A 12,398-nucleotide genomic window follows, 5' to 3' on the forward strand; every position below is an offset into this window, starting at 1 on the left:
TTAGATCCGCCGTGGTCGTCTCACAGAATATCCAGATCTTGATCGACATGCTTTACCGTGCGTATCAGTTTTCGAAGAAATCACACGTTTTTTTTGAAAATGGTTCGCCGCCATGCCGATATTCTGGTTTCATGTCACTCAAGTTGAGCCCGCTGACTTTGGGCATATGCCGACACAGGATCTCTCGCATGAGCCGCAGCAGCACAGTTAATTTCGGCGCGCCAGTACAGTCCGGAATTGTTCATAGCCATTTCAACGTGCAGGCAAAAGCACCGCAGCAGCCCTTGCTGGCTTGGCGAGATCGAGTCGGCCATGTGATCGACGTTCTGCCTTCACTCTCTGATCTCGAGAAGCCGTTCCGGGCATCAATTGATCGCTATGGCGTCGGCCAACTTGCTTTTACCGATTGCCGGTCTGACTCGATGTTGCTGGAGCGCTCGCTGACCCGGATCTCGAGGGATAGCATTCGCGACTACGCTTTCCACGTGTTTTTGGAAGGCGATGTCGACGATGTCGCGGTCCGCGCATCGCCACGCAATCGCGCGTCGGGCGCGGCAAGCATCCTCGTGCTCGATATGGGGCAGCCTGTGCGCATGCGGCGCAACACCTGCCGGGTACTCACGTTCTTCGTGCCGGGCATTTTGGCGCAAGAGATGTTTCCCGACCCGGAGGCCCTCCATGGCCGCACCATGCAAAACGAGACACCCCTCACGGGACTGATCGTCGAGCATGTCACGGCGCTCAGCCAGAACATCGCGGGCATGGGTGCCAGCGTTGCGGATAGCGCCATCCGCACGAGCGCCCAACTCCTTCTCGCGGCCTTCGGCAAGCAGGCCGGCCTGAGCGGCAATGCCCGCGCGGCAGCGCGGGCAGCCATGTTCGGCCGGGTGCGACGCTATATTCAGGCGAATCTGAGCAACGAGAGTCTCTCCCCCGAAAGTGTGCTGAATGCGCTGCAACTGCCTCGCCCGACCTTGTATCGGCTGTTTCAGCATGAAGGTGGGCTTGGCGCTTACATCCGGCACCTCCGGTTGCGGCAGGCGGCAGATGAACTCGCCCGTTATCCGCACGTGACGGTGACGGAAATCGCCTACGGACTTGGCTTTAAGAGTTCATCCGATTTCACGCGAGCGTTTCGTCGGGCCTACGACATGGCGCCGCAGGATTTCCGGGCGCTTTCCATGGAGGGGGGTCAGGTGCTGCCACGTGTCCGGCACAACGAGCCAGCTGAAATCAGCGGATGACGCGTTGGTCTCATCGCCCCACCTACCCGACCGCCCCGGCAATGTGACGATGCCGTACGAGGCAGTCCAGGACGACAAACAAAGAGGGGCGCTTCCGCAAGGAGCGCCCCTCTTGTTCATTCATCGTCTAGACCTTCCAATTCTTCTCCTTCGCGTCGGATGATCCAGACACTCGACAAGGCGGTGTTTAGTCATACAGGCATCGCCTCCGCGAGCACGCGAGCGCGGAACTTCACGGGAAGATCGCCAGGTGTCAGGAGATCCACCCGAACACCAAGCAATTCTTCGAGCGCAACCAGCAAGCCTCCGAGATCGAACAAGGTGGTCCCAGGCAGTGGGTCTACCAGGCGATCGAGGTCACTCTCATCACTGTCGTCGCCGCGAACAACCGACCCGAACACACGCGGATTGGCTGTCTTGAAACGTAACACCATTTCACGAACGGCATCGCGGTGAGAAGCTAAAGCAAGCGATGGCCTCACAACGCACCCTCAAGCCGTTTCCTTCAACGCCTCGGCCACGGTTCCGAACAGGTGATCGATCTGCTGTTCGTTGACGATCAACGGTGGCGAGAAGGCGAGGATGTCACCCGTGCAGCGCACGAGCACGCCTTTCTCGAAGCACTTGAGGAACACCTCGTAGCCTCGTGCACCCGGCTTGCCCTCACGCGGCTTCAGTTCAAGGCCGCCGACCAGACCGAGATTGCGGATGTCGAGCACGTTCGGCGCATCGTGCAAGCGATGGATGGCCTGCTCGAAGTACGGCGAGATCTTCGCGGCGCGCTCGAACAGATTGTCCTTCTCGTAGACGTCGATCGTCGCGACTGCCGCTGCCGCGGCGAGCGGATGCCCCGAATAGGTGTAGCCATGGAAGAACTCGATGCCGGCAGCCGCACCGTTCACAATCGTGTCGTGCACGTCGTTGCGCACGGCCACGGCGCCCATCGGCACAGTCGCGTTGTTGGTGCCCTTGGCCATCGTCAGCAAGTCCGGCGTCACGCCAAAATACTGCGATGCGAACGGCGCCCCAAGACGACCCCAGCCCGTGATCACTTCGTCGAAAATCAGCAGGATGCCGTGCTTGTCGCAAATCTCACGCAGTCGCTGCAAATAACCTTGAGGCGGTACCAGCACACCCGCCGAACCAGCAAGCGGCTCGACGATGACCGCGGCGATCGTCGACGCATCGTGCAACGTCACGAGCCTCTCGAGTTGGTCGGCCAGATGCGCACCCCAGGTCGGCTGGCCCTTGCTGAACGCCTGTTCCTTGAGGTTGTAGGTCTGCGGCAGATGATCGACCGAAGGCAGCAGTTGACCCGAATACGCCTTGCGGTTCGGTCCCAGCCCACCGACGGAAATCCCGCCAAAGCCCACGCCGTGATAACCGCGTTCACGACCGATCAGCCGCGTGCGCTGGCCTTCGCCGCGCGCGCGATGATAGGCAAGTGCGATCTTGAGCGCAGAGTCGACTGCTTCGGAACCTGAGTTCGCGAAGAAGATCTTCTTGAGATCGCCCGGCGTATGCGCGGCGATCCGCGTCGCCGCTTCGAACGCCTTCGGATGGCCCATCTGGAAGGTCGGCGCAAATTCCATCTGCTCGACCTGAGCCTTGACCGCCTCGACGATCTCCGTGCGGCAATGTCCGGCATTCACGCACCAGAGCCCCGCCGTGCCGTCGAGGATCTCGCGATCGTCGTCGGTCCGGTAGTACATGCCCTTCGCGGATATCAACAGACGCGGAGCCTCTTTGAACTGGCGGTTGTTTGTAAACGGCATCCAGAAGGCAGAGAGGTCGACTGTGCTGCCCGTTTCACGCATGTTCATGGCGTCTCCTTGTTGATTAGCTAGCCAGAGTCTAGTGATGCAGAGTCAATACAGACAGGGGCATTCGCACGCTTCGACACAAACTGTAGTGGTAGCTGTCGCACAACTGTGCAGAGAGCCATCTTACATCCATGGCGCATCGGTTCGGCAGGCCATCTCTGAAGAGTGATGGAAAAAATTCGGCCGTCAGCCCGCTAGTACCGCAATGGATATCGCGCACAAGGTCGGGCCGGGCAACCTTGCTCAAGGGGGATCTCGATGGGCTCTTCCGGCCTTTGATGGTGCGCACCAAGGAAGCGCACGCGTCGAGACCTCGCCCTCGACGCGCAGCACCAGCAGCGTGCGTCGCCCGCACCAAGTCCGGCCCCTCCGCCAAGTGCCGCTCAGGGCGATCATGAACAATCTCCGCAAACCCCCGCCCGCCTTGGGATCCGGCCAAATGGCATGGCCCTTGCTATTGCATCCCAGACCTCCCTCAAGGACACGGCGCTGATGACCATCGCGCAGATCAACGCCTCAGGCGGCGTGCTGGGTCGCCAGCTCGAGCCAGTGGTGGTCGATCCAACATCGAACTGGCCGCTGTTCGCCGAAAAAGCTCGCCAGCTGATCTCGCAGGACAAAGTCGCGGTCACCCTCGGCTGCTGGACTTCAGTCTCGCGCAAGTCTTCAGTCTCGCGCAAGTCGATGCTGCCGGTGTTCGAGGAGATCAATGGCCTGCTGTTCTATCCCGTCCAGTACGAAGGCGAGGAAATGTCCCGCAACGTGTTCTACGCGGGCGCCGCACCCAACCAGCAAGCGATCCCCCCCACTGGATACCTGATGAGCGCGGAAGGCGGCGGCGCCACGCGCTTTTTCCTGCTCGGCACTGACTACGTGTATCCGCGTACGACGAACAAGATCCGGCGCGCGTTCCTGATGTCGAAGGGCGTCAAGGACGCCGACATCCAGGAGGTCTACACCCCGTTCGGCCATAGCGACTATCAGACCATCGTCGCGAACATCAAAACGTTCTCCCAGGGCGGCAAGACCTGTGTGATCGACGGTGAATGGCGACTCAAACGTACCGTTCTACAAGGAACTCGGCAACGCGAGTCTCAAGGCGACGAATGTACCGGTCGTTGCGTTCTCGGTCGGCGAGGAAGAGCTGCGCGGCATCGATACCAAGCCGCTGGTCGGCAACCTCGCGGCATGGAACTACTTCATGTCGCTGAAGAACCCGGAGAACACGAAGTTCAAGGCGATGTTCGCCGACTGGGTCAAGAAGAACAATCTGCCGGGCGGCGAAAAGCGCGTGACCAACGACCCGATGGAAGCGACTTTCGTCGGCATGCATATGCGGAAACAGGCTGTCGAGAAAGCCAAGAGCACCGACGTCGACAAGGTCCACATCGCGATGATGGGCCAGAAGTTCTCGGCACCCAGCGGCTTCACGCTCGAGATGGACGGCAATCACCATTTGCACAAGCCGGTGATGATCGGCGAAGTCTGCGCGGATGGTCAGTTCAACGTCGTCTGGCGTACCAAGACGACGGTCCGTGCGCAGCCGTGGAGCCCGTATATCCCCGGCGACGACAAGAAGCCGGACACGGTCAGCTCGACGAGCACGCCGCTCGGCAGTCTGCCCGCCGCCTGATCTGCTCGACCGAAGTATGACGCAAGAAGTGTAAAGCGCAGGGTCGTCCCACTGCGCGCCTGCACTGTGCCGAACACCGGTACAGATGCAGGGCGTCCATGTTTTTCTGCCGTGGTCGGAGCACCCCGCCGGTTCCATCGCCGGGCCCTCCGACCATGCCTTACCCGAGCGATGAAACAATTCGCGTGGGTGTTCGGCTACTTCGCTTTCCGTTCGCGCGTCAAAGGCGTCTATCTGTCGATCATCACGCAGGCGATGACGTTTGCCGCGATGCTGCTGTTCTTCCGCAACGAAACGGGCTTTGGCGGTAACAACGGCTTTACCGATTTCAAGCGGATTCTCGGCGCGCCGATCACCCATCCAGGCACGCGCACGATCCTATTCCTGCTGACCTTCGCGCTGCTCGTGCTGACCTACCTCGCGGCGGGCGATCGTCTCGTCGAAGCTCGGCCGCGTCCGTCACGGCGATCGGCGACGGCGAATCGCGCCTGATGTTCCTGGGCTACAGCCCGCTTGCCTACAAGCTTGCGATCTGGACGTTCTCGGCCGTGCTGTGCGGCATCGCGGGCGCGCTCTATGTGCCGCAGGTCGGCATCATCAACCCGTCGGAGATGTCGCCCGGCAACTCGATCGAAATGGCGATCTGGGTCGCCGTCGGCGGCCGCGGCACCTTGATCGGTCCGATCATCGGCGCGTTTGCTGAGAACGGCGCGAAGAGCTACTTCACGGCCAATTTCCCCGAGTACTGGCTGTTCTTCCTCGGCCTGATTTTCGTGCTCGTTCCTCTCCTGCTGCCCAGAGGCATCATGGGCATTTCGGCGCTGCTGAGCCGCAAGCGGGGTGGACGATGACGCTCAAACCCAAGCTCGAAGAATCGTTCGACACGACGCTCGACGATGCGCTGCAAGGTCGTACGAGCGCGACCACAACGGGCCTCGGCCATGTCGTGTCGACTGATTCGATCGATACCTCGCACGGCCCGATCCTTTATCTCGAGGACGTGACGGTCAGCTTCGACGGTTTCCGTGCGCTCAACAAGCTCACCTTGTCGATCGACACAGGCGAGCTGCGCTGCGTAATCGGCCCGAACGGCGCGGGCAAGACCACCATGATGGACGTGATCACCGGCAAGACGCGGCTCGACTCGGGCAGCGTCTTTCTCGGTCAGTCGATCGACCTGACGCGGTTCAACGAGCCGCAGATCGCGATGAGCGGGGTCGGCCGCAATTCCAGAAGCCGACGGTCTTCGAACAGCACCCGGTCTGGGAAAACCTCGAACTCGCCATGCGCTTGCCGAACGAGGACAGCCGCGGCTGGCTCGCCTCGCCGCGCGCGCGTCTCACCACCGATGCGCGCGAACACATCGAGAGCACGCTGGCGCTGCTGCATCTCGAAGCTGAAGCCTATCGCCAGACGGGCGAGTTCTCGCATGGCCAGAAGCAGCGGCTCGAAATCGGCATGCTGCTGATGCAGCGTCCGCAGCTGTTGTTGCTCGACGAGCCTGCCGCCGGCATGACCGACAACGAGACGATGCAGCTTGCGGAACTGCTCGACCGCCTGCGCGGCACGTGTTCGATGATGGTGTCGAACACGATATGGAATTCGTCGCCGCGCTGTCCGGCGAACATGGCCGCGTGACAGTGATGGCCGAAGGCAGCGTGCTCGCCGAAGGCACGCTCGATGCGGTCAAGCGCAACGAGACAGTGATCGAGTCCTATCTGGGCCGATAACCAAGCCGGGTGTCTGGCACCCGCTACCCAGCAAGGACGAAGACGATGTTAGAAATCGACGCATTGAATCAGTACTACGGCGGCAGCCACATCCTGCGCAACGTGACGATGACGGCGCCCGCCGGCAAGCTCACCGTGCTGCTCGGCCGCAACGGCGTAGGGCGAGACCACCTTGTTGCGCTGCCTGATGGGTGTCGTGCAGGCGAAGAATGGCCACGTCAAATGGCGCGACCAGGTGCTGAGCGGCCTGCCTCCGTATGGCCGTGTCGAACGCGGGCTCGCCTACGTGCCGCAAGGGCGCCACATCTTTCCGCGTCTCACGGTCGAGGAGAACCTGCTGGTCGGCGCGGCCAGTCTGCCTAAGCGCGCCAAGACGATTCCGGAGCGGATCTATGAACTCTTTCCTGTGCTCAAGGACACGCGCGCGCGCCGCGGCGGCGATCTGTCGGGCGGCCAGCAGCAGCTCGCGATCGGCCGCGCGCTCATGAGCGAACCGCAGTTGCCCGCGACATCGGGAGGACTTTGCGCCGGCTTGTCAACGAGGACGGCATGACGATCCTGCTGGTCGAGCAGTACTACGATTTTGCACGCGAGCTCGCCGATCACTACTGGGTCATGAGCCGCGGCGAGATCGTCGCGGGTGGCGCGGGCAGCGACATGGATCAGGCGGGGATACGGTAGATGATCGCAGTCTGAAGCCTCGCTGCACCCTCAATTGCCTGATAATGTTCATCCCTCTCCTTTGCCGCGCGCCTGTTGTCCGATGAACGTTCCTGCCGAGTCCGCTGTTTCCCTCACGTCGTCCGGGCGGGACGACCGATTGCGCAACCCTGGTTTTTTTGGAGCACCGGCCGATGCCGATGGCCTCGCAAATACTGGCGGTGCGGGTGCGGGTGCGGGTGCAGGTATGGACCCACGCTGGCACGGCCACCTCTCGCTTGGCTTCGAGCGGCACGGTACACGCACTGTGCTGGCGCACCGCAAGCACGAGGGGCCGCTGCGCGTGCAGAAGCCGCTCTATCCCGAAGGCGAATCGATCTGTCATGCGGTGCTGGTTCACCCGCCCGGCGGCGTTGCGGGAGGCGATGCGCTGGCGATCGACGTGACACTGGGCGCGCACAGCCACGCCCTGCTGACCACCCCGGGTGCGACGAAGTGGTACAAGGCCAATCAGCGTCGTGCCAGCCAGGCAATCGCGCTCAGGCTCGAATCCGGAGCGAAGCTCGACTGGCTGCCACAGAACAATCTGATCTTCGATTCGGCTGATGTTTCGCTCGACTTCACGCTGACCCTCGCCGAAGGCGCGACAGCGCTCGGCTGGGACGTCACCCAACTCGGGCGTCACGCGGCGGGCGAACAATGGACGAATGCCGCACTGCGTGCCGAAAGCCGGATCGTCGGCGCGCAAGGAGAACTGCTCTGGTTTGAACGCGCGGTGCTCGACTCCGCCTCGCCGCTGCGCACGGCCGCGCAGGCGCTCGGCGGGTATCCCGCGTTCGGTACGCTTTGGGCCGTGGGGCCGGCCTGCACGCCCGAGCTCGCCGAAACACTCGGTGCGAGCCTGCCTTACGAAGATGCGCTGCGCGCAGGTGTGAGCTGCCTGCCCGGCAACGTGCTGCTCGTACGGGTCGTCGCCGCGTCGATGCAATCGCTCCAGGCTTTGCTGGTCGATTGCTGGCTTCGGCTGCGCCCGCTGGTTCATGGCGTTCCCGCGCAGCCGCTGCGACTCTGGACCACGTGAACGACAGTCATCACTGATGCCGGCACGACGCGTCATGCTGCTGCGCAACACAAAATGCTAGCGCCATACCCTGAACATATGCGGCCGAATAACTTCCAATCGTGTCCAAATGATACGATCGCCCTTCTCTCACTCTTGCGTTGCGGTCCCCTCCGATGAACCTGACGCCTCGCGAAAAAGACAAGCTGCTGATCTTCACCGCGGCGCTGCTCGCCGAACGGCGTCGCGCGCGCGGGCTTAAGCTCAACCACCCGGAAGCCGTCGCGCTGATCAGCGCGGCACTGATGGAAGCCGCCCGTGACGGAATGACCGTCGCCGAAGTCATGCACTACGGCACGACCCTGCTCACGCGTGACGACGTCATGGACGGCATTCCGGAAATGATCCCGGACGTCCAGGTCGAAGCGACCTTCCCTGACGGCACCAAGCTCGTGACCGTGCATCACCCGATTTCCTGACACTGCCGTGCCCGCGCGACCGCCCGCCACAGGCGCAAGGCGGCCCCCGGCGGCGCCACCGACTGGAGCTTTCACATGATTCCCGGCGAACTGCTCACCGACGACGGCGAGCACGAACTCAACGCAGGCAGGCCGACCACGAGCGTGACGGTTGCCAATACCGGCGACCGCCCCGTTCAGGTGGGCTCGCATTTCCATTTCTATGAAGTGAATCCCGCGCTCACATTCGATCGCGAGCAGGCGCGCGGTTTCCGGCTCAATATCGCGTCGGGCACCGCGGTGCGGTTCGAGCCGGGACAGGAACGCACGGTCGAGCTGGTTGCGCTGTCCGGCGACCGGATCGTCTACGGATTCAATGCCAAGGTGATGGGCAAGCTCTGAGGAATATTTGACCATGGCTCTCAAGATCGGCCGCCGCGCCTATGCGGAAATGTTCGGTCCGACCACCGGCGACCGCCTGCGCCTCGCCGACACCGAGTTGTTCATCGAGATCGAGCGCGACTACACGATCTACGGCGAGGAAGTGAAGTTCGGCGGAGGCAAGGTGATCCGCGACGGCATGGGCCAGTCGCAGCGCGCCTCCGGCGAAGTCGTCGACACGGTCATCACCAATGCGGTGATCATCGATCACTGGGGTATCGTCAAGGCAGATATCGGCCTCAAGAACGGCCGGATCGCCGCGATCGGCAAGGCGGGCAACCCCGACATCCAGCCCGGCGTGACGATTGCGATCGGCGCGGCGACCGAAGTGATCGCCGGCGAGGGCAAGATCGTCACCGCGGGCGGCATCGATTCGCATATCCACTTCATCAGCCCGCAGCAAATCGACGAAGCGCTTGCCTCCGGCATCACGACGATGCTCGGCGGCGGCACGGGTCCCGCGACGGGCACCAATGCGACGACCGTTACGCCGGGTCCGTGGCATCTCGAACGCATGCTTCAGGCGGTCGATGGTTGGCCGATCAATATCGGCCTGCTCGGCAAGGGCAATGTGAGCCGGCCGGAGCCGCTCGTCGAGCAGATCGCCGCGGGTGCAATCGGGCTCAAGCTTCACGAGGACTGGGGCACGACGCCGGCCGCGATCGACTGCTGCCTGTCGGTCGCCGATGAAACGGACACGCAGGTTGCGATCCACACCGACACGCTCAACGAAGCGGGTTTTGTCGAAGCGACGGTCGCCGCGTTCAAGGGACGCACGATCCACACCTATCACACCGAAGGTGCGGGTGGCGGCCATGCGCCCGACATCATCAAGGTCTGCGGCGAATCGAACGTGCTGCCGTCGTCGACCAATCCGACCCGGCCCTACACGGTCAACACGCTCGACGAACACCTCGACATGTTGATGGTCTGCCATCACCTCGACCCGTCGATCGCCGAGGACATTGCATTCGCCGAGTCGCGGATTCGCCGCGAGACGATCGCCGCGGAAGACATCCTTCACGATCTCGGCGCGCTCTCGATGATCTCGTCGGACTCGCAGGCCATGGGCCGCGTCGGCGAAGTCGTGATGCGCACGTGGCAGACCGCGCACAAGATGAAAGTGCAGCGCGGCAGCCTCAGCGGCGATACCGCGCGGCATGACAATGCTCGCGTGAAACGCTACGTGTCGAAGTATACGATCAACCCCGCCATCACGCACGGCATCTCACATGAAGTCGGCTCGATCGAGCCGGGCAAGTGGGCCGACCTCGTGCTCTGGGACCCGGCGTTCTTCGGCGTGAAGCCGACCATGATCCTCAAGGGCGGCATGATCGCGGTCGCGCTGATGGGCGATCCGAATGCGTCGATCCCGACACCGCAGCCGGTTCACTATCGCGACATGTTCGCGACGCGCGGCGGCGCACTCGGGCGCACCTCGCTGACCTTCGTCTCGCAGATGGCGTTCGATGCGCGTATCGCCGATCGCTATGGCCTCGCCAAGCGGACGGTCGCGGTCAAGAATTGCCGCGATGTCACCAAGTCGCAAATGATTCACAATAGCTGGCAGCCGAAGATCACGGTCGACCCGGAGACGTATCAGGTAGTCGCCGACGGTGAGTTGCTGACCTGCGAGCCGGCAAAATCGCTGCCGCTCGCGCAGCGGTATTTCCTGTTTTAAGCGGGGCGCGCAGGCTGGCGTGTGGTGTTGAAATGCAGGTCGGGCGCAAGGACGGTTCCGCTTCATGGCGGTAACGTCGCGGTGGCGCCCGGACAGATCGATTAAGTGCCGCGAGGCAAGGCAGTGACGATGCGAACGCTGAACAGACTCATTCCACCCGGCACGCGGCTCGCGAAGCCGCTGCTTGCACGTGCGGCGGTGCTGACGCTTGCGTTCGACGAACGGCGCAAGAGCCGGCTGGCGACCACGCTCGACACCGGCGAGGAAATCGGCGTGATGCTGCCGCGCGGCACCGTGCTCGCTGACGGCGACATCCTGATCGCGGACGATGGCGGTCTGGTGCGTGTCGTTGCGGCACCGCAGCCCGTGTTGCGCGTGAGCGGCACTACCGCACTCGCGCTGACGCGCGCGGCGTATCACCTCGGCAACCGGCACACGCCCGTCGAGATCGGCGACGGTTATCTCCAGATCGAAGATGATCCCGTGCTCGCCGACATGCTGCTCCGCCTCGGCATGAAGGTCGAACAGGCGAACCGTCCGTTTACGCCGGAGACCGGTGCGTATGGCGGTGGTCACAAGCATGGGCACGACGAGACGTTCGCGGAGGACTATGCGATCGCGCAGCAGGTGTTCGGCGAGCATCATGGGCATGAGCAGGGCCATGAGCATGAGCACGGAGATGCGCATGGGCATGCTCATCAACATGCCGGCGAACATTCGCACGATCATGGGCACGGTCACAAGCATGCCGGTGATCACGCACATGGTCATGGCCACGGCCATCATGCCTGCGACCACTCACATGGTCATGACCACAGCCACTCGCATGATCAAGAGCACAGCCACTCGCATGATCAAGAGCACAAGCATGGGCATGACCACAAGCATGCCGGCGAGCACACGCACAAGCACTCGCACGACTGATTTGCCATCATGCAGACGGGCGAACTGATTGGACTATTGCATCTCGCGTCGCCGGCCCTACCGATCGGTGCATTCAGCTATTCACAAGGGCTGGAGGCCGCCGTCGAAACCGGACAGGTCGTCGACGGCCCGAGCGCGGGCGCGTGGATCGCGAACGGCATCGAGCATATTCTCGCCCATGGCGAGCTGCCTTTCCTCGCTCATCAGTTCCGACGATGGGAACACTTCGACACGCACGCGCGCGAAACACTCGTACAGGCAAACCGTGAGTTTCTAGCGAGCCGTGAATCAGCCGAGCTGCGTCAGGAAACCGAACAGATGGGCTGGTCTCTTGGACAGTTGTGCCAGTCGCTCGAATGGGGCGATCCTGCGCGCCGCGCCGCGCTTGCCGCCATCAAGCCGCTCGCCTTGCCAACCGTGTTTGCATTCGCGGCCTATGCCCATCAAGCGACGATCGAGGGCACGCTGACTGCCTATGCGTTCAGCGTGGCCGAGAACCAGGTTTCCGCCGCGCTCAAGGCCGTGCCGCTCGGCCAGCTCGCCGGCCAGCGCGCGCTGGTCGCCCAGCGCGAGCCGATCGCGCGCGCGGTCGCGATAGCGCTCGCAACGCGCGAGGAAGACATCGTGACGTTCGCACCGCTGCTCGGCATCCTGTCCGCTCGGCACGAGTCGCAGTACTCGCGCTTGTTCCGCTCCTAGCGGTGCATCGCTCGTCTATACGAATACAAGGACGTTTAATGAAGA

Annotated in this window: 8 protein-coding genes and 5 pseudogenes; 11 read left to right on the forward strand and 2 right to left on the reverse strand. The window is 62.6% G+C overall.

Annotated features, from left to right (window positions below; translation table 11 throughout):
• Nucleotides 1-47 precede the first annotated feature (47 nt).
• Entirely contained in the window at nucleotides 48-1,244 is a 1,197-nt protein-coding gene (locus HV670_RS06875; RefSeq protein ID WP_246257092.1) for a helix-turn-helix transcriptional regulator, read from the forward strand.
• A gap of 191 nt (nucleotides 1,245-1,435) precedes the next feature.
• On the opposite strand, the gene HV670_RS06880 is transcribed toward HV670_RS06875, so the two are convergent.
• The gene (locus HV670_RS06880) at nucleotides 1,436-1,726 is read right to left on the reverse strand and encodes a nucleotidyltransferase family protein (protein ID WP_175103999.1); all 291 of its coding nucleotides are present in this window, start codon (nucleotides 1,724-1,726) and stop codon (nucleotides 1,436-1,438) included.
• A 9-nt stretch (nucleotides 1,727-1,735) separates the two neighbouring features.
• Nucleotides 1,736-3,067: an omega-aminotransferase AptA gene (aptA, locus tag HV670_RS06885; protein ID WP_425511392.1), complete on the reverse strand. Its 1,332-nt coding sequence runs from the start codon at nucleotides 3,065-3,067 to the stop codon at nucleotides 1,736-1,738.
• 462 nt (nucleotides 3,068-3,529) lie between these two features.
• Here aptA and urtA point away from each other — a divergent pair.
• The 10 genes and pseudogenes from urtA to HV670_RS06935 all read left to right on the forward strand — a co-directional run.
• A pseudogene (gene urtA / locus HV670_RS06890) lies at nucleotides 3,530-4,700 on the forward strand (urea ABC transporter substrate-binding protein); the annotation flags it as partial.
• 183 nt (nucleotides 4,701-4,883) lie between these two features.
• Nucleotides 4,884-5,551 (forward strand): annotated as a pseudogene (locus HV670_RS06895) (ABC transporter permease subunit); the annotation flags it as partial.
• A gap of 50 nt (nucleotides 5,552-5,601) precedes the next feature.
• Nucleotides 5,602-6,430 (forward strand): annotated as a pseudogene (gene urtD / locus HV670_RS06900) (urea ABC transporter ATP-binding protein UrtD).
• Nucleotides 6,431-6,475: 45 nt separating this feature from the next.
• Nucleotides 6,476-7,111 (forward strand): annotated as a pseudogene (locus HV670_RS06905) (ATP-binding cassette domain-containing protein).
• A gap of 226 nt (nucleotides 7,112-7,337) precedes the next feature.
• Entirely contained in the window at nucleotides 7,338-8,171 is an 834-nt protein-coding gene (locus HV670_RS06910; protein WP_175104097.1) for an urease accessory protein UreD, read from the forward strand.
• A gap of 155 nt (nucleotides 8,172-8,326) precedes the next feature.
• The gene (locus tag HV670_RS06915) at nucleotides 8,327-8,629 is read left to right on the forward strand and encodes an urease subunit gamma (protein WP_175104000.1); all 303 of its coding nucleotides are present in this window, start codon (nucleotides 8,327-8,329) and stop codon (nucleotides 8,627-8,629) included.
• 75 nt (nucleotides 8,630-8,704) lie between these two features.
• Nucleotides 8,705-9,010 carry an urease subunit beta gene (locus HV670_RS06920; RefSeq protein WP_175104001.1) on the forward strand — a complete coding sequence of 102 codons (306 nt, stop codon included), beginning with the start codon at nucleotides 8,705-8,707 and terminating at the stop codon, nucleotides 9,008-9,010.
• A gap of 13 nt (nucleotides 9,011-9,023) precedes the next feature.
• A complete protein-coding gene (gene ureC / locus HV670_RS06925) occupies nucleotides 9,024-10,730 on the forward strand; it encodes an urease subunit alpha (RefSeq protein WP_175104002.1) in 1,707 nt (568 codons plus the stop codon).
• Nucleotides 10,731-10,859: 129 nt separating this feature from the next.
• Nucleotides 10,860-11,513 (forward strand): annotated as a pseudogene (ureE, locus tag HV670_RS06930) (urease accessory protein UreE); the annotation flags it as partial.
• A 150-nt stretch (nucleotides 11,514-11,663) separates the two neighbouring features.
• Entirely contained in the window at nucleotides 11,664-12,353 is a 690-nt protein-coding gene (locus HV670_RS06935; protein ID WP_175104004.1) for an urease accessory protein UreF, read from the forward strand.
• The last annotated feature ends 45 nt before the right edge of the window (nucleotides 12,354-12,398 follow it).

Origin of the sequence: Pararobbsia alpina (assembly GCF_902859895.1) — a bacterium.
Classification (GTDB): domain Bacteria; phylum Pseudomonadota; class Gammaproteobacteria; order Burkholderiales; family Burkholderiaceae; genus Pararobbsia; species Pararobbsia alpina.